The 21,119-nt window shown below is 43.9% G+C and carries 15 protein-coding genes; 9 read left to right on the top strand and 6 right to left on the bottom strand.

The window, feature by feature from the left end; genetic code table 11:
- Window positions 1-106: 106 nt before the first annotated feature.
- The 3 genes from JW841_11355 to JW841_11345 all read right to left on the bottom strand — a co-directional run bounded on the left by JW841_11355 (window position 107) and on the right by JW841_11345 (window position 7,098).
- A complete protein-coding gene (locus tag JW841_11355; GenBank protein MBN1961534.1) occupies window positions 107-3,076 on the bottom strand; it encodes a hypothetical protein in 2,970 nt (989 codons plus the stop codon).
- A 220-nt stretch (window positions 3,077-3,296) separates the two neighbouring features.
- Window positions 3,297-5,624 carry a fibronectin type III domain-containing protein gene (locus JW841_11350; GenBank protein ID MBN1961533.1) on the bottom strand — a complete coding sequence of 776 codons (2,328 nt, stop codon included), beginning with the start codon at window positions 5,622-5,624 and terminating at the stop codon, window positions 3,297-3,299.
- A gap of 373 nt (window positions 5,625-5,997) precedes the next feature.
- Window positions 5,998-7,098, bottom strand: coding sequence for a glycoside hydrolase family 43 protein (locus JW841_11345; GenBank protein ID MBN1961532.1), 1,101 nt, complete (start codon window positions 7,096-7,098; stop codon window positions 5,998-6,000).
- A 106-nt stretch (window positions 7,099-7,204) separates the two neighbouring features.
- Here JW841_11345 and JW841_11340 point away from each other — a divergent pair, with 106 nt between their 5' ends.
- From JW841_11340 to JW841_11330, 3 genes are all read left to right on the top strand, one after another.
- Entirely contained in the window at window positions 7,205-8,065 is an 861-nt protein-coding gene (locus JW841_11340) for an alpha/beta hydrolase (GenBank protein MBN1961531.1), read from the top strand.
- Window positions 8,066-8,102: 37 nt separating this feature from the next.
- Entirely contained in the window at window positions 8,103-9,323 is a 1,221-nt protein-coding gene (locus tag JW841_11335) for a serine/threonine protein kinase (protein ID MBN1961530.1), read from the top strand.
- Between the two features lie 152 nt (window positions 9,324-9,475).
- A complete protein-coding gene (locus JW841_11330; GenBank protein MBN1961529.1) occupies window positions 9,476-12,829 on the top strand; it encodes a hypothetical protein in 3,354 nt (1,117 codons plus the stop codon).
- Window positions 12,830-12,835: 6 nt separating this feature from the next.
- Here JW841_11330 and JW841_11325 read toward each other — a convergent pair whose 3' ends face one another.
- The gene (locus JW841_11325; protein MBN1961528.1) at window positions 12,836-13,615 is read right to left on the bottom strand and encodes a sigma-70 family RNA polymerase sigma factor; all 780 of its coding nucleotides are present in this window, start codon (window positions 13,613-13,615) and stop codon (window positions 12,836-12,838) included.
- A gap of 221 nt (window positions 13,616-13,836) precedes the next feature.
- On the opposite strand from JW841_11325, the gene lexA reads away from it, so the two are divergent.
- Window positions 13,837-14,487 (top strand): transcriptional repressor LexA, encoded by a 651-nt coding sequence (gene lexA, locus JW841_11320; protein MBN1961527.1) that lies wholly within the window; start codon window positions 13,837-13,839, stop codon window positions 14,485-14,487.
- 57 nt (window positions 14,488-14,544) lie between these two features.
- On the opposite strand, the gene JW841_11315 is transcribed toward lexA, so the two are convergent.
- Complete coding sequence (locus JW841_11315) at window positions 14,545-14,718, bottom strand: hypothetical protein (GenBank protein ID MBN1961526.1); 174 nt, start codon at window positions 14,716-14,718, stop codon at window positions 14,545-14,547.
- A gap of 282 nt (window positions 14,719-15,000) precedes the next feature.
- Between JW841_11315 and JW841_11310 the strand changes: the two genes are divergently transcribed.
- From JW841_11310 to JW841_11290, 5 genes are read left to right on the top strand one after another with little or no spacing between them, the layout of a single operon-like run.
- Entirely contained in the window at window positions 15,001-15,303 is a 303-nt protein-coding gene (locus JW841_11310) for a Rieske (2Fe-2S) protein (protein ID MBN1961525.1), read from the top strand.
- Window positions 15,300-16,532, top strand: a complete 1,233-nt coding sequence (locus JW841_11305) for a cytochrome bc complex cytochrome b subunit (protein ID MBN1961524.1) — start codon at window positions 15,300-15,302, stop codon at window positions 16,530-16,532. Before JW841_11310 ends, JW841_11305 begins: the two co-directional genes overlap by 4 nt.
- Window positions 16,533-16,542: 10 nt before the next feature.
- Entirely contained in the window at window positions 16,543-17,430 is an 888-nt protein-coding gene (locus tag JW841_11300; protein MBN1961523.1) for a hypothetical protein, read from the top strand.
- On the top strand, window positions 17,427-18,029 hold the full coding sequence (locus tag JW841_11295) for a gluconate 2-dehydrogenase subunit 3 family protein (protein MBN1961522.1): 603 nt from the start codon (window positions 17,427-17,429) through the stop codon (window positions 18,027-18,029). The genes JW841_11300 and JW841_11295 overlap by 4 nt, the downstream gene beginning before the upstream one ends.
- A gap of 7 nt (window positions 18,030-18,036) precedes the next feature.
- Window positions 18,037-19,707 carry a GMC family oxidoreductase gene (locus JW841_11290; protein MBN1961521.1) on the top strand — a complete coding sequence of 557 codons (1,671 nt, stop codon included), beginning with the start codon at window positions 18,037-18,039 and terminating at the stop codon, window positions 19,705-19,707.
- A gap of 164 nt (window positions 19,708-19,871) precedes the next feature.
- Here JW841_11290 and JW841_11285 read toward each other — a convergent pair whose 3' ends face one another.
- Entirely contained in the window at window positions 19,872-21,008 is a 1,137-nt protein-coding gene (locus JW841_11285) for an ATP-binding protein (protein ID MBN1961520.1), read from the bottom strand.
- Window positions 21,009-21,119: the final 111 nt, after the last annotated feature.

Raw genomic sequence — 21,119 nt, 5'->3', positions numbered from 1 at the left:
CTACATCGCCCTGCGATCAATAAGTATACCATAGATTTCCTTAAAAGTTATAAAAACGTTCGTTATAAATAGCCTGATAGCGATCGGTAGAGAGCTAATCTGCCGATTATGGCTTACAGATCGGATCGTCCTCGTCAACTACCTCCACGGGTTTTATGAACTTGCAGTGATGATGATGCTTGCCACGTCCCTTGTGATGAAACCACGGCCAGTGCTGGCCTTGGCTAACGAAGATCTTGGAGGTTAGCGAACTCTCGTTGCCGAAATTGTCGGTGGCATCGAGCTGCACGGTTACCTTGGCCTTGTCTATATCTGCGATGCAGATCCGGTCAGCAAAGACAATAACATCCGGATCTCTATCGCAGCAGCAATGTCCATGATGTTCGTGATGCCCGCAATGCCCGCAATGCCCGCAACGCCCATGATGTCCATGATGAGAATGCTTATCGCAATGATGATGCCAATCTTTATGAACGCGATCACTTTCAGCGTCAGTTATAGATAGCTCTGGGGAGGCATCGCCGTTATCGCTGGCAATAAAGTCACGCCCGAGGCGGAGTACCACGCGCTTGTGGCGTACGGTACGCAAGCAGGCTGGTTTCTCAGGTGCCACCAACACCGGGGCGACCGAGTCGCGCACGATTATCAACACCGAGTCGGACGCGCTGTTGCCCAAAGAGTCGCTTACAGTTAGTGTAATCGTATGGCGACCGAGTGGCAGGGTCACATTGGGATTCATGCCGCTGGCGCTACCGAAATTGCCGGACCAAGCGTAAGTCAATTCGTCACCCTGCGGATCGCTGGAACCTGAACCATCAAGGGTAACCAGTGTACCGTCTGGAGATGTCGATTCAATAACTTGAAGTGGCCCAGCCTCTGCCATCGGTGATTGCATCACCGCGTCAACACTTGCGATCATTGCCTTGCCAACACCCACCGCACCAGGAACGAGGGAGCACACAATCGGTTCACCTGCGGGGATGTCGATTTTACCATCGTTGTCGCAATCGACACCACCAGCTGGTGCCACCGTACCGGTGGCTAAAGCTAGCGCCCTAAGATCTGGAAGTGCCGTATCGTAGCTCGATATACCGATGACGCGCGGTGGATCTAAAGCATTGATGGCATTAACAGTCATTTCAAGTGATGGTCCCGGATATGGAGTTGCCGAGAATGCGCCAACATCGCCAGGCTGATGAAATGGGGCGTCGGTCCATAGCATTAAGATCTTCGCAGCACCGGCGTTGAAATTAGCTCTTTGGCCCGAAGGGATACTGGCACCCGGATAGCCAAGCCCCGATAAATCTTGCCCATAGCCGGTTGCAGCCTGATAAAGTGCCGCTAGTTGCGATTCGGGCAGATCGGAGCCGCTCCTGGTGGTTAATCCGGCGATTGTCGTCTTCACCCCATCTAAATCATAGGTTAGATCCATAAGGCGCTCGTACGCTTTATCACCGGCACCTGCTGAGCCAAAGTTATCAATCGGATAGTCCTGAAACGAAGCGATCCCAAAGCGGATATTGCCATAAGTCGCTTGCATCTCGTCGATTATTTGCGGCATCTCGGTCTGAAATGTGGGTAGGTTATCACGGTAGCTACCCGTTAGATCTAGGACGATGAAGACATCAACCGGTGTGCTCGGGGTTGGATCTGGCGGGAGAACACTTACTTCAAACTGTACTGATATAGTGTTGCCGGTGTTGTAGGCCGGAGAATCTGGGTCAAGACTGGTAATGTCTGGTACTGTGCAGTCAACCGTCGTGGTACCGATTGGGAAGAATGAGCCTGACATAGGCCAGCAGTTTGCGATGGTGCCGTCCATCGCCGCAGTGATGTTGGAGTTCGGATCTGGAAAAGTGACGTTCATTCCTATGGCTATCGTGTTGTTGACCCTAACTTCTATTCTGTTGCCATCCAATTGAAGGTACTGCCAATACTCAAAGAGCTTGGTCAGCGTCATGCCCAAGCGCCAGAATAGCGGGTCGGCGGGAGCCGCGTTATTGGTATTCAGGTCGCCGCTTGCGGCAATAAAGCCGCGCTGCAGGTCGTAATAGCTAATGAAGTCAGCAGCCAGCGCGTCGAGGTCTGGGAAGTCGGCAAGGCTTGTAGTGCCATCACCTGCATTAGTGAAGCGACCCGGTAATGGGGCAATACTGGCGCTATTAGTGGCATCTCGAGGGAGAAAGACAATACCGTTGCCATCGTTGGTGCTACCAGCGTGACAATCTTGTGGTCGGGTTAAATCGCAGCCACCAGTCGTATTGGTGCCTGGGACGTAACTTGGTGCAGGTAGTAGGGGTGTGATCGTAGGATAGCCGAAAAGAGATCGCCAGCAATTTGCTTTTTGTATAAAACCACGGTGGAACCTAAGGAACTCCTCTGCAGGAAGCGAGCCACTGATAGAATACCAATAAGAGTACTCGCCGAGAATATTGTCGAGGTTATCGCTTGGATCTCCAGTCATAGCGCCCGAGCCGGTTGCGTAGATTATCTCGGCCTTGGGTAAACGCTGGACATCAAACTCAATTATAGCCCCCTGTGGTGCATTGCTATCGACACTTGCGGTTACGCTTGCCCTGTAAGTGCCTGGCTCTGTCCACACGACGGTGATGGATGAAGTCACATAAGGCGAAGGTGGGTTTGGTGGGTTTAAATCGCTAGCATTTAACTGGTCGAGATTGCATAGGGTGCGATACCCGGCACTAGCGCTTCTATTCGAGAGGATGGTGGCACCACGATACGCAACAATAGAGGCGCCGGTAGCTCCGTCAATGGTCCATTGAATGCCCTCGAGCTGAGCTGGAATCCCTGCGTTTTGGGCGACGAGGTCGAGCTTGACCGGAACACCAACGTACATGCGTCGAGCCACTGGTGTCGTACCCCAGATCCCCTGAGGATCAAGTTCTAGAGATTCGCGAATGCGCGGATTAAGACCGCCAGAATGGTCGGGCAGTCGTGGAGTTCGATCGTGCGAGATATTGAGGGTGGTTTGGGCGTAACCTGTTGAGGCGGTTGCTAGCAACAACAAACCCGCAGCAAAAAATGACAGTAAAAGACAGCGGATAAGTCTTGTCATGGCAAACCTCCTCAAAAGGTACGATTTCTGACTAGATGATTCGATAAGCAACATAAAAATTCCCGCTAGAACACAGAGAGCCTAGCACAAATATTTGGGTACCGGCGATACCCAACTCGGAAAATAAAGGATCCCACGGGATCCAATCCATCCGTAGTCCATACAGCGCATTCACGCAAACGGGCTAAAAAAGAAAGACGTTGATCTACGATAGCGCTGATTAGTACACGTATACCGCGCCCGCCGAGAGGGCAGGGTCACCCATACCGCCATCTTCGTTGCGCGCTCCCACCACCACATAGTCTTGGCTGATCCCCGGGAACCCAGCGCCAAAGAGGTCGGCAGTTTGCGCATCGGGGGCCATTAGCTTAATGCTGTCAGTCCATGCATTGGCACCAGTACGATTAAAGATATACACTGCGCCAGAGTCGAAATTTGGATCTACAGAGCTGCCGTCTTCGTTGGGCGCGCCGACGACCAGGCGGTCGCCGCTAATAGCCACTCCGTTGCCGAATCTGTCACCCGCTTGTGCGTCCCAGGCCATCAGTTTGGTGCCCGCGTCCCAAGCGGTTAAAGAAACACGGCGAAATACGTATGCTGCACCAGCATCGGTTATAGAGCCATCACCATCCTGCTGGTAGGCACCCACGACCGCGTATTCTCCATTGATGGCCACCGCATACCCGAATAAGTCACTAGCCTGCGCATCAGCGGCGACAAGCTTAACCCCGCTACCCCAAACATTTGCGGTAGTGCGGTGGAACACGTAGGCTGCCCCCGCATTTATGTGAGGATTACTGCTACCACCGTCTTCAGAGTAGGCGCCTACGATAGCGTATTCGCCGCTAAGTGCAACGGCGAAACCGAAGCTGTCGCTAGGTTCGGGATCTGTTGCCATTAACTTGGCGACACCGGCAACTGTGGTGTCCCAAGAGGTTACACCCGTGCGATGAAAAATGTATGCCGTACCGGCATCGAGCGTCGGATTGCCGGCACCACCGTCCTCAAGTTTGGCACCAACAATTGCATATTCGCCGTCGATGCTTACGGCACTACCAAACATGTCCTGCTGCTGCTGATCAGGCGCTGTTAGTTTAGTGCCCGTATCCCAGGTGTTGGTGTCAATGCGATGAAAGACATAAGCCGCACCAGGATCATACGATTGACTGGCGTTGCCATTATCCTGTCCTTGAGCGCCTATAATCACATAATCGCCACTGATACCAACAGAGACGCCGAATTGGTCGTAGGCTTTAGCATCGGATGCCACAAGCTTAGTACCCGTATCCCAACCGCCTGGGGTGGTGTAATGAAACACATAGGCTGCCCCAGCATTAAGACGAGGATCACCGCTACCACCATCTTCAGAGTAGGCGCCCACAACGACGTATTCGCCGCTAACTGCCACTGCGTAACCAAAGTAGTCATTCGCTTGGAAATCAGAGGCCCTAAGTGGTATGGTAGTATCGTTGCTGAAGTTGGGTGTGGCTGAAACTTCTTGAGATAGCGAACTCTCGACGTTCGCGTCAACTGCGGTGATCGCATAGTAAATGGGCACGCCATTTACTAGCGGCAGGTGGATGAAGGGTGAAGTAACATCAGCAATCTGGGTCGAACTTTTGCTTACCCCAGATGCTGTCGACCAGTACAAATTGTACGTTACCGCACCCGAGACTGCATCCCAACTGATGGTGGTTTGCCGACTTTGCCCTGTTGCGGTGACTCCGCTAGGTGCTGGTAACATAGGCGTCGCAAAAACCACGGGCGACATCGCAGCTTCGCCATTGGCGTCATAGGCAGTCATTGCGTAGTAATATGTTGTTCCATTGGGCAATGGTGTGTGCTCATAGGGCGAATTCACATTACCAAACCGGTCGCTCGCCGGCCCGATAGTGGGCGTGGTGGAGTAGTAAATATTGTAGCCCAAAGCCCATGTAACAGGGTCCCAAGAGATAGTCACCTTACCGTTACCAGCAACGGCCTGCATATTGTAGACTGGGTCAGCAAACGGTATGGCTGAGGCTTCTGCAGATAGGGCGCTCTCTGCGGTCGAATTAACTGCCGAGACTGCGTAGAAATACGTGACACCAGGGTCAAGCGAGCTGTGTACATAAGGCAAGGTAACGCCAGCAATCTGGTTAGCGCTCGTTGTTACTCCGGCTGTCTTAGACCAATATAGGTTGTACGAATTCGCCCCCGAGACGGTGTTCCAGGTAAGAGTTATTTTACCAAGGCCGCTTTTAGCGATAAGGCCCGTAGGAGCGGATAGTACGTCGCTGGTTCCGGCTTCTGGCGTAGCCGAGGATTCTGGCGAAAGCGAACTCTCGCCAGCTACGTTAATCGCTGCGAGCCGGTAGTAATACGTGGTGCCATTAGTGAGTGACTTATGTGTATAAGGCGAGTTTACATCGGTTATTTTGTGACTAGTAGTGCTAACGCCCGACTTAGTTGCCCAATACAGATTATATGAATCGGTGTGCGCAACTTTCTGCCAAGATAAGATCACCTGGCTATTACCTTTGCGAATTGTCAGGCCAGCCGGAGCCACCGGAAGGTCTGCAGGTTGGCAGACACCTTCGTCGCAATACTCCATATCCCCGCATTGGGCATTTAAGTAGCAGAGCTTACGACATAATCCTTCGGAACAAGTGTAATACGATTCGCAGGTGTCTCCATCTTTGCATGCCTGTCCAGATAAGATCTGGCCACGCGAGCATGTAGCTGCAAATAACATAAAGATAATGAGAGCAGCTCGGGTGTCGGCCATGTAAACTTTGTCCTCCATCATCGAATCATTGCGAAACTAACACAATCCGAATGCGATCTACTAGCCCAGAGCAGTATTTTTGTAAGACTCGTTTGTTTGAGTAAGGTTGCTGAGGGAATATTAGCAAAAGCGGCGATCTCAGAAGAATAAGGTCTTAATCAGGATCAATAATTTTAATGCTACCATCGGCGTTATACGTTAGTGGTGCAACTTTAATGCAGCGTTTATTATCTTCGCCCGATAACGAGCTATCGTGATAAAAGATGTACCAAGCGCCATCATATTCAACAATAGAATGATGAGTAGTCCAACCTTTAACCGGATTAAGCAAGCGCCCGCGATAGGTAAACGGGCCAGTTGGTTTATCGCTAGTAGCATAGACTAGGTAATGTGTCGGGCCGGTAGAATATGACAAATAATATTGGCCTTTGTATTTATGCATCCAAGCGCCTTCAAAAAAGAAACGCAACCAATCATCCCCTGCTATTGGATTACCTTCGGGGTCAACAATTTGCGCTTCTTTAATATCGCCATCAAAGTGCAGCATATCGTCAGTTAATTTAGCAATCCGTGGTCCTAAGGCAGGTTCGCCGGCGCCTGGTATTACCCCATCGGCTGAATAAGCCCCGGTACGCCAATTTTGTAATTGCCCACCCCAAAGACCGCCGAAGTACATATAAGCAGTACCGTCATCATCAACAAAAACTGCAGGATCAATACTATAACTACCTGGTATTGGTTGTGGCTGAGCAGTAAACGGGCCGGTAGGCGATGGGCTTGCTGCTACTCCTATGCGAAAGATACCGTTTTTATCTTTAGCCGGAAAATATAAAAAATAAGTGCCGTTTTTAAATGCGGCATCAGGAGCCCACATTTGTTTTTGCGCCCATGGTACATTCTCAATATTAAGTGCTTCACCATGATCGATGAGAGGTCCGCATTGCATCGAATTTAGTGAAAAGACACGATAGTCTTTCATGCCGAAGTGATCGCCTTGATTTGATGACGGGGGGTTATCATCTAAATCGTGTGAAGGATAAATATAGATTTTGCCGTCAAAAACATGGGCTGAAGGATCAGCAGTATAAATATTAGATATTAAAGGTGTTTTAAACGGTACTGGGCCAATACACTCTTGCAGTGATGTATTGCTATCATTTTTAGTGGTTGGTTGCGGAGGTTTATTACTGGTGCTGCATGCAGCGTTTGCAACCAATAAAGCTAAAAGACAAAAATTATAATAAGGTGCTTTCATGGGCAGACAATCTAACGCGCATAAGTAGCCTTCGACAAGCCCTTGAATAAAGTTGAAGTATAACATTGTTGGTTGATAGGTGGTATTTTGCGCTACGATAATAGTAATGGAACGCGGGCGTTTTATTCGCTCATTTGATTGCACTGAGCTTTATATTTATGAGATTGGTAATGGGCCGATAACTTTAATTTTATGTGATGGTTTAGGTTGTGATGGTTTTGTTTGGCGTTATTTGGTTCAGTATTTTGCACCGTGTTTTCGTATTGTACGTTGGCACTATCGTGGTCATGGTTTATCCAAAATCCCCGTTTCTGCCGATAACATGACTTTTACCGCCGTACGTAATGATCTTAAGCAAATCTTTAAAGCTTTGGCGATCGATAAGGCCATATTGATCGGACATTCGTTAGGTTGCCAAGTTATTCTTGATTTTGCTTTGCATTTTCCTGATCAGGTACTTGCGCTAATCCCTATTTGTGGGTCTTTTGGTTCACCTTTAAATACTTTTCATAATTGCAAACTGCTCGGTCGAGTTTTTTGGTTTTTGCACGCGGCGGTTGAAACTTGGCCGTATTTCACGCGACGTTGGTGGCAGCGAATAGTGACTTCAGAAATAGTTTTTTATCTGTCAATGCATTATGAAGTTAACCCACATTTATTGCAACGAGTCGATTTAAAAGCATATTTTCGTCATTTAGCAGAAATGGATTTATTATCATTTGTACGATTGGCCCAGAGTGCCAACAATCATACCATGCTTGATCAACTTGTTAATATTACTATTCCAACTTTAATTGTTGCTGGCACTAACGATACTTTTACTCCTATGAAATTATCTTGTCACATGCATAAGCTTTTGCCGAATTCTAAATTGCTAATCGTACCCGAAGGTACGCATTTAGCACTTTTAGAAAAACACGAGTTAGTGCACAAAAACATTAGCCGGTTTATAAATAAATTAGCTTAAAAGTTATTTTTGCTTTTAAATAATGTTTAGGTGCTAAGTGAGCCTATTTATTGATCGTTACCAAGTAAAACGCCTCATCGGCCAAGGTTCGATGGGCCGAGTCTATTTGGGTTTTGATCCCAAAGTTGGGCGTCAGGTTGCGATCAAAGTACTAACTACCAATGCTGACGAAGAAGCTATTCGTCGTTTTCGCCTTGAGGCGCGTGCGATTGCGGCATTAAAGCATCCTAATATTGTTGAATTATATGATTTTAGTGGTGAAAAGGTCGCTGATTTATTTTTGGTGATGGAATATGTGTCAGGTCCATCGCTTGACGCTTTAGTTAGACAAAATGGTAATACTTCAGAACCAACGGCGTTATGCATTGGGCATGAACTCTGTCTGGCATTAACGCATGCTCACAACAACCAAATTGTACATCGTGATATCAAACCAGAAAATGTATTGTTGCATCAGGGCCGGGTAGTTTTATCTGACTTTGGTATTGTTAAGGCAGTAGCTAGTAGTTCGTCTTTGGGTATTACTACCGTACGTACGCAAACTCGCATTATGGGTACTCCTGGATTTATGGCGCCTGAGCAATTCTCTGGCAAGCAAATCGACCATCGTACCGACATTTTTTCATTAGGGGCACTATTATATTGTATCACTACGGGTAAGTTGCCTTTTGAGGGTAGGACTGTAGATGACATTTATCATAATCTCAAAAATGCTCGGGTACAGCCGGTCCGTGAGATTAACCCCCTACTTTCACCGGGGTTTGCTGATTTAGTTGAGCGTTGCCTTGATTCTCGTCCCAAGGCGCGCCCGCAAAGTGCACAAGAGGTACGAGCAAAAATTTTGGCCGTACTGCCAAGTCACGGTGTCACTGAAGTACGACAAGAGCTAGCGTTATACGAGGCAAATCCTGCGGGCTATGCTATTGAACAACGACAACGCTCAATTAATGTTTTGTTACGTGATTTAAAAGTAGCGCTAAAAGACCGTGATCACGGGGTCGCCGACTCGATTATGTCATGGCTAAAAACATTAGCGCCGCTTGATAAGCGACTACCTTCGTTGGTTATGGATCACAAACAATTACATAAAAATAGTGATCGTTTTTTACAAGTAATGCTGTGGATAGCGTTGGCTTTGTTGGTTGGTGTTGCATTAGGTGCGCTTGGTGCTGCAATTTTTGATTTGCGCGCAGCATTACCACGCAGCTTTATTAGCACTACAAACAAAATTATTAAATGGCTAACCTCCAGATTTTAAAAGGAAACTACTTAAAAAAGCATTATATTACCCTTTAAGCATAAGTGTTAAAACTACTTAATAATATCTAATAAATATGGAATTTAAACATTACATAGTGACACAGTTTTAATCCTATGGTCATGGTAGTTTTGGTATGCTACTGTATGCGTATGAAGAATTATATTTTATCTTATAGGCTATCATTTTATCTTTTAATTCTAACTGGTTGTAGCGGCAGCATTATTGTTAATGATGCGCGCAAATGCCCCGAGCAAATAACATGTGCTAACGACGAAGTTTGTCTTGATGATGGCACATGTAAAAAAATAACTAACGAGTGTAGTCCCAGTAATCATCAAGGCTTCTGCCCTGATAATCAAGATTGTGTGCGTGGCTCGTGTTTGAGTGATATGAGCAAATGTTGTGCGGATTGTAACGAAACCCAAGGCTGCCTTGATTGTAAATGTATTGCTATCACCAATGAAAATAAATGCTCCCCAAAAAACCAACAAGGTACTTGTGCCAAAGGCAAGGTTTGTGTTTCTGGCACCTGCGTAGAAGTGCGCTGCAGTGCTAGCGAACCTGGTTGTTGTCCTTCTGGCACGGCATGTTTTGAAGGCGCCTGTCGCGCTATAGCTGAACGCCCATGTAAAGATTTTCCTAAAGATGGTTTATGTCCGGCTGGTCAAGATTGCCTTAGTGGTAATTGTGTAACAGCCACCTGTGATTCTGATAACTGGTGTGGTAGTTGCGAAGAAGATTTCGCTTGTGAATTTGGCGATTGCCATCTTTTACCCTGTGGCCCTGATCATCTTAAAGGCAGCTGCGAATCAGGCAAATATTGTTCGGTATGTGGCGAGTGTTTACCCTATGGTGATTGCTGCGATAAAGGCGATTGTGCTAAAGGTAAAAAATGCAGTGTCACAAAAACCTGTATCCCCGAAGATAAATGTCTTAATGATAATGACTGTGATAGCGAAAGTGAGTACTGCTGTAAATCTAATAAATGTACTGCCAAAAATGCTTGTTGTGATTATCGCGATTGTCCGCCTGGGCATAATTGCACTGGGGACCAATGTGTACTTAGGGCTAACGCAGAGTGTAACTCCAATAATTTTGTAATAAATGATGGTAACATTCCAAATTGTTCAGCTAGCAAATTATTATGTTGCCAAGAGAATAAAACATGCTGCCCTCAAGGCGAAAAATGCAATCTTGCTAAAGAAGTTTGTATAAAAACCGATGCGTGTCTTGATGATAATGATTGTTTAACTACTAATGGTTTTTATTGTGATCAAACAACATGGCAATGTGCGCCTAAAAATTCTTCGAGTAATGAATGTACGGGCGCTTGTAATGGTGGCTGTCAAGGCACTTGTCCCCCTGGTTATATTTGTAGCGATGCAGGGGCCTGCATACCAACTGGTTATTGTGTAAATTCAATAGACTGTGCTTCTGGGCAAGCTTGTACTAGCGATGGCACTTGTCAGCTTGATTGTACTTGTGGCTGTGTTGATGGTGCGAATCACCTGATTTCAAATAACTTGCTCATGCTGCTTGATCGTTCAACAAGCATGAGTGAAATGGTTCAAACTAAAACTCGTTGGGATCATGCAAAAAATGCAATTGGGGCCTTACTTGATTCTTATAAAGACTTAATTCGTTTTGGTTTAGGCACCTTCCCAGAGCGTTGTGATTCCAACCTTAATCCAGGCAATGGTTTTTGCGGCGATTTCTGTGATAATTATACTTGCGATACTGGTGATCATTATAACTGTACACCAGGCGGGGTAAATGTTTCGGTAGATGAAAATAAAAGCGATTCTATTAAAAATTATCTAGATAGTGATTGCCCGGGCGGATTTACTCCGACTGCCGAAACTTTAAATAATATTGCAGATAATATAGTGAATGTAGGTATAGGTAATGCCGATAACACCAATTCAATTGTGTTGGTTACTGATGGTAATGCTAATTGCCATCCTCAATGCGGCACCAATGTAGATAATGCAGCAACTTATGTTTATAATGCATTAGATAAGTTACGTGATTTAGAACCATCGATTCGCACTTACATTATTGGTTTTGGAGTACGTTCCGAAAAATTAAATTGCTATGCGGTGCATGGGGGTACTTCGCTTTGCAGCGATGATGATGATGTTTGTTCAGCACGCAGCTTAAATGAAAAGACCTGCGAAAACGGCGGCTGTATGTGGGATGGTGCTAATTGCGTGGGCAATGCCGCTTTCTGCGCTACTATGGATAATGATAGCTCTGCATGCAAAGGTACTAACTGCACCTGGCAGAATAATACTGGCAAGTGTTTACCAGATGATAGTGGCTGTGATGCATTTAAAGAGCAGCTAACCTGTGAAGCACGTTGTGCTTGGATTAATGGCGCCAGCACTTGTTCTGGTTATGATTCACAATGCGCCAAAGAAAAAGAGCCAGATAAATGCGCTTTAGATTGCAGTTGGACAAGTGTTTGTGATGGTGATGTAGGTTGTGATGCTGTGCCTATGAATTCATGTCTGGCTACTACATGCATATGGAATGATATTAGTAAAAAATGCGAAGGTGATGATACTGCATGTATGCAAAAGACATCTGATACTTGTAGTAGCTCGGGATGTACTTGGCATGCAAAATGCGTTGACGCGGGCAACGATGGCGAGGAGGCATTATGCAATGCTGAAGGTAATTATGGGCGCTGTATTTCAAAATGTATTTATGATGTAGCTCATAATAAATGCGTTGGTGATTTTGATGGTTGTTATAATAAATATTTTGACCAAGGTAGTTGTCGCAACAATGGTTGTTACTGGGCTACTGAAGGTTTTTGTACAGCAGATAATACCACTTGTGCCGCTTACGATAATAAACCAGAAGCTTGTAACGCTACTTGTGGGTGGGATGGCTATTGCACCGGTAATAATTCTTTATGCGGATCACGTACGCAAGCGCAGTGTCAATTAAATTGTTACTCTAAAGGCGTATGCACTGGTAGTGATAGCAAATGTAGCAATATCATAGACTATAATCAATGTATTGCAAAATGTGTTTGGCAAGATGGCGTCTGCACTGGTGATGACGTCTATTGTCAGCCTTTAAGTTATAGTAATTGCCTAAGCAGTGGTTGTTACTGGTATCGCAGTAAAACATGTGTTGGTGTCAACGCCCAAACCTGCACTCAAGCTGGCACTTGTTATTATCTAGCTGACGAAGAAGAATCACTTAAAAAGGCATTTGATGAAATAGCTTCTGAGCTTGCATACTGTACATTTGTGATTAAGCCACCACCGCAAGATGATTCGCGTATTCAAGCGTTTTTAAAATATAACGATGGCGAAGTTTTGCCAGGTAATTGTCAGGGTAAAAACCCATGTCCAATAGTTCGTAGTGCCAGTACTTGGACTTATGACCGACTTACTTCTACCTTAGCATTCCGCGATACGATATGTGACACTATTAGTAATAAAAAAGCGGTGCCATATATTTCTCTTGGTTGCGCGGATGCAGAATAAGTTTTTTTATTCGCTATAGGTGCTCATCTCATTTTCATTTTCATTTTCATCATCATCGTCAGTTTTAGCATTAGGTAGATGATCGATATAGCCAGAGTTGCGCAAATAAGCGCGCAGGCGACTGCGTAGTTTTGCTTCGGCAGTACGTACGCGCATACGTGTTGAATTTAATAGATTAGCCGTTTCTTCTTGGCCTTTACCTTCGGCAAAGCGTAGCATCAGCAATTCACGGTCATGCTCAGTTAGCTCACCCATAAACTTATCGATTAAGCTTTTAAGCTCAACGTTTTCTACCTGGGTATCTTGGCGAAGGGTGTTTTGAGCATAGAGTAAACCCGAGAATTCTTCAGAAACAGAATCATCTAAAAAGTTAGAGTGACTGCGTTCATCGGCGGGAGAAATATAATCAGAGAGGGCAATCTCGCGATTGCGAAACTGATTAATAATCATATTGCGCCCGATGGCGAGCACCCAGTTGCTAAAAGAATTAATGCCATTATATGAGATGCGAGCTTTTTCTTCAAAAGCGCGACGAAAAACTTCTTGTACTGCAGATTTTAAATCAGCGACTTCTTGAATGCCTTTAAAATAATATTGACCGTGACCACTGCGAAAAGTAAAACCTTTGCGTAAAAAGCTAGTAAGACCAGGTAAATAATGACGATAGACATCATCCATCGCCTCACGGTCCCCAGCCTTAAAGGCTTCGAGTAGACATTTATTTTTTGCCAAATACATGTTTAGTTCTTGTGCCTTGGCCTTTATACCTACCTTACGAATCGCCACAATGCTAGAGTATCATGAAGTTAATGTTGAGCTCATTTATCGATTTCAACAGATTTGAGCAAACCATCACTTTATTACTAGTGAACATTTTGCAAGATATTTCGTATTGCTAATATTAAGATTTGCAAAATAATAAATTTGACACCTGCTCTAATGTTCAGGTATATCAGCAAATAGATCTTTTCTTTTTGCCTAACGCTTAATTAAGGAGCTTAAGGCTAATGACTGATGCTGATATTACTCCCCGGCAGCGCGAAATTTATGAATTTATTCAAGATCGCATTCGAGTTTGGGGTTATCCGCCCACAATTAGAGAAATTGGCGAGCATCTGGGCATTCGTTCTACTAATGGTGTTGCCGATCACCTAAAAGCTCTAAAACGCAAAGGTTATCTTACTCACAACGAGCGTAAATCACGGGCACTTACTCCAGTGCAACAAGCGGGAGCCGGTGTCGTGAGAGCGATTGGCTCTCGTGGCGAGGGTATTGCTGTGCCTATTTTAGGGCGGGTTGCTGCGGGTGAGCCTATTTTAGCCGAAGAGCAAGCGACCGGCAGTGTAGTAGTAGATTCGGTTTTACTTGGTGATGGTCGCAAGGTATTTGCTTTAAAAGTTGTCGGTGATTCGATGATTGAAGATGGTATTCATGATGGCGACTACATTTTTGTACGTAAACGTGAAGTTGCAGAGCGTGGTGAAGTTGTTGTCGTGATTATCGAAGGCGAAGCAACAGTTAAACGTTATTATCCTGAAGGTGATCGTATTCGCTTACAGCCTGCTAATAGTCGTCTTAAACCGATTTATGTTCATAAAAAACATTTTAAAAATGTTCAAATTATTGGTGTAGTGGTTGGAGTGTATCGAAAAATGTAGTTTGTGCTCTATACCGTAGAGTGTTTTTTAGTATTTAGCTGATTTTATTAATGATAATTATTTGGTTTTTTTAGTCTTTTTATGATTGAGTTGCTCAGCAAGGGTTTCAACCATTTGACTTAACTCATCAATACGGTTTTCGAGACGTTTAAGGTCAGCTTGAGTAGCTAAGCCTGGATTAACCGAAGCTAGCAAACTTTTAAGATTGGCAATAATTGATGTAGTTTCCACGGCTACTCTTAATAACCTCATATAATATGTTCGTCAATATAGTCATTGCCTTGTAATCATAATCCCACGTAAGCTTAGCAAAACATGTGTGAATCAAAGAAAAAACATAATTCAAGTACCAATAATAACGACAATGATCAGACACGACGTTCATTTATATCTACCACTGCAAAAATTTCACTATGTGCAGCGGGTTTAGCAACAGCTGGTGGAGTGGTTAGCCTTATTTACTCATCAGTTAATCGGCAAGGTGATATTTTATTGGGACATCTAAATTTGGGGATGGATTCTTTATTGTTTTTACCTGAGCACAATTTATTTATTGTTCGTAATGATAAAGGTCTGGGCGCGTTCTCAGCACGCTGTACCCATTTGGGATGTACAGTAAAGCAAAGCGGTGATGGTCTGCTATGCCCTTGTCATGGGGCGAGTTATGATCGCTATGGCCATGTGCTTAACGGACCAGCTCCACGTAATTTGCCTTGGTATGCCATAAAAATTACGCGTAGTGGGCAAGTGATTGTTGAGTCGCGTGAAGTACCAATAGAGACGGTTACCCCGTTAATAATGGAGCCAAAAGCGTGACATTGAGTTCTGCAACAAATTCTAATCAGCCCCAAGTACGGCCTTCATTTTTTGCACATATACATGTATCCAAGATATCTCTTCGCGCTTTAAAGTTTTGCACAACATGGGGTTTGGGTATTGTTGCGATAACTTTAGTGGCCATACTTTTATTTTCTGGTTTGTTATTAGGACTGCATTATGTGCCTACCAGTAGTGAAGCTTATCGCAGTATTATAGAGATTGAATATGCGATACCTTTTGGCCAGACTTTACGTGCCCTACATCGTTGGTCAGCGGATGCCTTACTTATCGTAGTTGCTTTACATGTAATGCGTATAGTTTTTATGGCGGCTTACCATAAACGCCTTATTAATTGGATCATCGGTCTTAGTATGGGTAGCGTTGTTTTACTTGCAGCCTTTACTGGTTATGTATTGCCATGGGACCAAAGGGCTTTTTGGGCTGCTCGAGTAGTCGCTGGGCTATTTGATTATATTCCAGTTATTGGTTCAATAGCGTCCAAATTTATTTTTGGTGGTGCTGAGCTTTATCCAAGTGGTTTGCCGCGAGTGCACGCCCTGCATGTCACGTTATTTCCTGTGCTGTTAATAATTCTGATTATACTTCATGTATGGCGTATTCGTCGCGATGGGGGGTTGGCCACTAGCATTAAGCAAAGTGAAACTTTACCTGCATGGCCTCATTTATATGGACGAGAACTTCTGCTAGCACTTGTGGTGTTTGCGATAATGTTATTGTTGGCAACAAATTTTTCAGCGCCACTAGGGCCGGCGGCTGATTATATTAGACCGGCGAATCCAGAAAAGGCACCGTGGTATTTTTTGGGTGTGCAAGAATTAGCAAGTCGTGGTGCAGTATTGGGTGCTCTTGTTGTTCCTATATTATTATTTTTATTGTTGATCGTACTGCCAATATTTGACCAGAGTGAACAAGAAATTGGTCATTGGCCGCGAAGTTATCGTCTAGCAAACATGATAATTTTTATTGCCACCTTTGTTTTAGTTAGTTTTTCGTACCACTTTATTAATGATGGTGAAATCGGTGAAATTGCACCGCTAATTACTACATTTAGTATTATTATATTTACTATAATAATGACCTGGCGAATTTCTGGTAGACGTCTAGCATTTCAACTCGTTTTGATATCGCTGGTTTCAGCTTTATTGGTTTTTACTATTGTGGGCATTTGTCGTGGCGCAGATTGGGTTCTGTGCTGGCCTATTTAGGGAGTGATACGTGGTTTTTAATATAGATCAAGATATTAAAAAGCTGCGTTTAGCAATTACTATCGTTGCGTTATTGCTAATGGCAACAGTAATTATTGTTGCAGTACATGAGTTTTTGCGTCACCGTAAAACTGAAGTAATTGAGTTGATATCGTGTGACCAAGGTGCTGATCGCTGCGCTAGCTGTCATCAAGATCAGATGCTAAATGGTAAAACGGCCGATGCCCCATTAGCTCATCGACTTCATAATTTAAACCAAATTTCTTGCAGTTGTTGTCATGGCGGGACAGCCCAAGCTTTAGTTGCCGATGCCGCCCATTTATGGATAGGTCATGATCAACAAGATTCACGGATGCGAGAACCTTACATTCAAGAGAGTTGTGTTCGTTGCCACACCGTGGGTATTAAAGGTAGCGAGCAGCTGCAAAGTGGTGCAGCGTTTTATATTGGTCTGGGTTGCGCTCTTTGTCATGGTGGCAGAGCAAATGGTGCAGATTTAAATTTAGCCGGCCCCAAATTAAGCACTCTTACACGACAAAGTGCGAGCGAGATAAAACAAAAAATATTTGATCCTGGTATAAATTCAGTTATGCCCTCGTATCGCCAGTCGTTAACTGAAAATGTTCGAGCTACTAATGAGTTAATAATGTTTGTACAATCATTAACTTATAAACAAACCGCAAACGCTAAAACTTCAGCAGCTCTTTGGTCGTGTAATAATTGTCATGTTGGTAAAGGTGGCAGTGCTAGTGGCAACTATAAGCATCGTTGCCCCTCTTTAGCAAAATTTGCATGTGCAAACTGCCATGCAGAAGCTAAACTTAATAGTAGCCAAGAATGCCCACGAATAACGCAAGAACGACCAGCGTGTGGTGTATGTCATCAGGAGGTACAATGACCACTAAGATAAATCTGAAAGCCTATGAACCATTGACGGTTAGCCGTCGTCAAGCATTAGCCACGCTTGTTGGTGTTGGCTTAGCAACGGGTTTATCAGCATGTAAAAAAGGTAAAGCGCGTGATGCTCTTTTATTATCTGATAGCAGTGATGAAAATAGCGAATACTATAAAACAATGTATGCGGTAGTTGAACGTATATTTCCTGGAGCAGGTGCAGCAGGAGCACTAAACTTTTTTGCCAAATTATTTGAGCGCAAAGCTTTTATTGGCGTGGGTAGACAATTTCACATGGCGGTGGTGGTACTAAACCGCCTAGCGCGCAAAAAATATCGAAAACCTTTGGTGTTTTGTTCAGCCTCTGAACAAGATGAAATGCTGGTGTTATGTAAAGATGGCAAAATCTCAGCGCCTGGCTTTGACAGTGCGATGTTTTATAAACGTTTAATTGTTTTAACCATGGAGAGTTTTTTAGGTGCACCTCATCATGGTGGTAATCAAGGCGAAGTTGGTTGGAAATTAATTGGTCATAAGCAATGCTATTTTTCGCCACGGCGTTTAGAAATTATTCAAAACTTAAATCAAGGTTTACCTTATTGAGTATTAAATGACTAAGTTGAAAGATTTTGATGTCATAGTCATTGGCAGTGGTGCTGGTGGTGCTCCGGTGGCTGCGACATTGGCGCAAGCTGGCTTGCGAGTTTTGATCTTAGAAAAAGGGCCATACTATAGCCTTGCTGATTTTACTCATGATGAAATAACAATTTGCCGTCGTGATTTTTTTGTACCGTTTCCGGTTGATGACCCCCATACCATTCGTAAAAACGGGGCAGAACAAGTTTTTCCAACAACTGAAGGTTGGACTTCATGCTGTGTGGGTGGCGCCACGGTGCACATGACTGGATTTTGGTATTGGCCGCACGCGGAAGATTTTAAATTAGCAACATTAATAGGTGGTGTTGCTGGGGCAAATCTTGCAGACTGGCCGATTAGTTATGCTGAGATTGAGCCATATTTATATAAAGCAGAAGTTTTAATCGGCGTGTCAGGTCAAGCTGGCATAAATCCATTCGATACACGCAAGCGGCCTTACCCTCTGCCAGCCTTACGGCCACATCCAAGTGCAGCATTAATTGATAGGGCGGCAAAAGAAATTGGTATGCATGCGTTCCCTACGGCGCGCGCGGTATTATCACAAGCGTATGGCACACGACCAGCGTGCAATCAATGTGGCTATTGTGGTGATTATGGTTGTGAGAACGCTTCAAAGTCGAGCATGCTAGCGACACTAATACCTGCTGCTGAGGCGACGCATAATTGTGAAGTTCGTGCCAATTCACCAGTTACTCGTATCATAATAGGTAATGATCGGCGCGTTAGTGGGGTTGAGTATCGTGACCATAAAGGCAACACCCACAAAGTATCGGCAAAAATAGTAGTATTGGCCGCCAGTGCTATTGAGAGCGCGCGTTTGTTATTGCTTTCGGCATGCAAAGCATTTCCGCAAGGAGTTGCCAACACCAGTGGATTAGTTGGGAAGAATTTGACTTTTTCAACCTTTGGTAAGGGAACGGCAATTTTTTCTCGTCAGGATTTTATTAAAACAGTTGGCGAACATAATTATGATTTGCCGTTTTTACAGCGTAGCGTACAAGATGATTATTGGGCCTCTGATGGTCGCTTAGGTTTTATCAAAGGCGGTACTTATAATTTTATTTTGCCGCATCCTAATCCGATAAATGCGGCGCTGCGTTTAACTATGGATCGTGATTTTAAATTGTATGGCGAAGCATATAAACAACAAGTGTTAAAGTATTTTAAGGAACAGACTTGGCTTGAGTTTGAAATTTTTAATGAGTTTTTACCAACCGACCAGACTTATATTGATCTTGATCCCAATGTTAAAGACCGTACGGGTATGCCGGTTGCCCGTATTCAAATGACCCATCATCCGTTAGATCTTGAAGTCAATCGCCGCATGCTTAAGCGTGGTATTGATATTTTGGCTGCGGTAACTCCCAAGGCCCAAGAATTTAATTCTCCGCATATTGCAAGCACTACTTATCATTTGCAGCACGGAACTTGTCGTTTTGGTAATGATGCAAAAACCTCTGTGCTTAATGCTGATTGCCGCGCCCATGATATCGACAATCTTTATGTTACTGATGGTAGTTTTATGCCCACTTCATTAGGGGTGCCAACAACGCCAACAATTATTGCCAATAGCTTTCGCGTAGGTGATAAAATTTTAGCGCGTCGTAATGAAGTTAAGTACTAGTGAGGTAATCTAACGTAGCTTTAAAATTTTATATCTGCCAACATTCGATCAAGTTCTGCTTTAGAATACCAATCAGAAATTATGATTCTGAAGGTGATAAAAACTTAGCTCGACGTAAAGAAGTAATAAGATGATGTAGCGGCGGACTATGATTTTAAAATAAATTATAAGGTTGATGGCAGTGACGCAAGCCAATTAGCAGCACGGCGAATTTCAAGCCCACTGGCGAATGTTTTTTCGCGTGGTAATTCTTTTACTATTTGTATTGCCTTGTTAACATGCAACATAGAAGCAAAGTGACCAATGCTTGGAGCGACAGTATTATCAGCCCATTTAACTTCAACAAGTAAAATAGGTTTTAAGTTTTCGCTGATTAAAAAATCTACTTCACGACCATCTTTATTACGTAAATAGAAAAGTTCTAGTTCGCGTCCCAAGCAATCTTGTAAAAAATGCAATTGTTTAAGCAAGGCACAAGCCACAAGGTTTTCTAACCGAGTACCTTGATCACCTTGTACTAAGCCATTGTCAAAAAAATAATATTTTGCTGACTTTAAAAGAGAACGTGCTACATTGCGATGATATGGTGTTACTTTAAAAATAACATACATACTTTCAAGTAAGCTAAGCCATCGTCGTACAGTTTTATCATTGCATTGTAAATCACGAGCTAATGAAGCATATGATACTGGACTTCCAACACGTTTTCGCAGCAGTTGTACTAATGTCTCAATGCTAGTGATTTCGTGAACGCTTTCAAGATCGAGCAAATCCTGACGTAAAATAATATCTAAGTGAGAGCGTCGCCATCTTTTATAATAGGTTTCGCGGCCATCAAGAAAAGGTTCGGGAAAGCCACCAAGTAAAAGCAATTGTGTAAGGGTTTTTTCAGTATTTAATTTGGTATCAATTTGCGCCAATTCAGCGAGGTCAAATGGATGTAAGCGATAAGAAAAAAATCGGCCAGCTAAAGAATCACCAACTTTTTTATAGGTATCAAGTTTAGCACTGCCAGTTATAACAAGACCTGGTGGTATACCTTCATCATCATAGATTCCTTTTAAGTAACTCTTCCATTTTTTTAATTTGTGTAACTCATCAAGTATTATAATAGGTTTTTTTCTGTCCCAAGATTTTTCAATTATAGCTATACGATGTTCAGCAACATCAAAATTTAAATAATCATAAGGTTCACCAAGCATTTTTGCTAAAGTTGTTTTGCCGCATTGCCGAGCGCCGCTAACGAGAATTATCTTACGATTTAAATCAGCTTGAATTGGTTGAATTAACGAACGTCGCATATCTAATTTTCGCAGTCTATTCCGAAAAAGTCAAGACTATATCGGAATACGTGCCGTAATAGTCGGATAGCCAATAAATAATTATGATCAGTATTTATAAAAGTAGTCTCA

The organism is Deltaproteobacteria bacterium, assembly GCA_016931625.1.
Taxonomy (GTDB): Bacteria; Myxococcota; XYA12-FULL-58-9; order XYA12-FULL-58-9; family JAFGEK01; genus JAFGEK01.
This window is presented reverse-complemented; position numbering and strand designations above follow the sequence as displayed.

Coding starts and splice junctions, on each gene's coding strand:
- JW841_11290 (MBN1961521.1), top strand. CDS start 18,037: ATGACTAAGTTGAAAGATTTTGATGTCATAGTCATTGGCAGTGGTGCT.
- JW841_11345 (MBN1961532.1), bottom strand. CDS start 7,098: ATGAAAGCACCTTATTATAATTTTTGTCTTTTAGCTTTATTGGTTGCA.
- JW841_11340 (MBN1961531.1), top strand. CDS start 7,205: ATGGAACGCGGGCGTTTTATTCGCTCATTTGATTGCACTGAGCTTTAT.
- JW841_11295 (MBN1961522.1), top strand. CDS start 17,427: ATGACCACTAAGATAAATCTGAAAGCCTATGAACCATTGACGGTTAGC.
- lexA (MBN1961527.1), top strand. CDS start 13,837: ATGACTGATGCTGATATTACTCCCCGGCAGCGCGAAATTTATGAATTT.
- JW841_11285 (MBN1961520.1), bottom strand. CDS start 21,008: ATGCGACGTTCGTTAATTCAACCAATTCAAGCTGATTTAAATCGTAAG.
- JW841_11330 (MBN1961529.1), top strand. CDS start 9,476: ATGAAGAATTATATTTTATCTTATAGGCTATCATTTTATCTTTTAATT.
- JW841_11310 (MBN1961525.1), top strand. CDS start 15,001: ATGGATTCTTTATTGTTTTTACCTGAGCACAATTTATTTATTGTTCGT.
- JW841_11355 (MBN1961534.1), bottom strand. CDS start 3,076: ATGACAAGACTTATCCGCTGTCTTTTACTGTCATTTTTTGCTGCGGGT.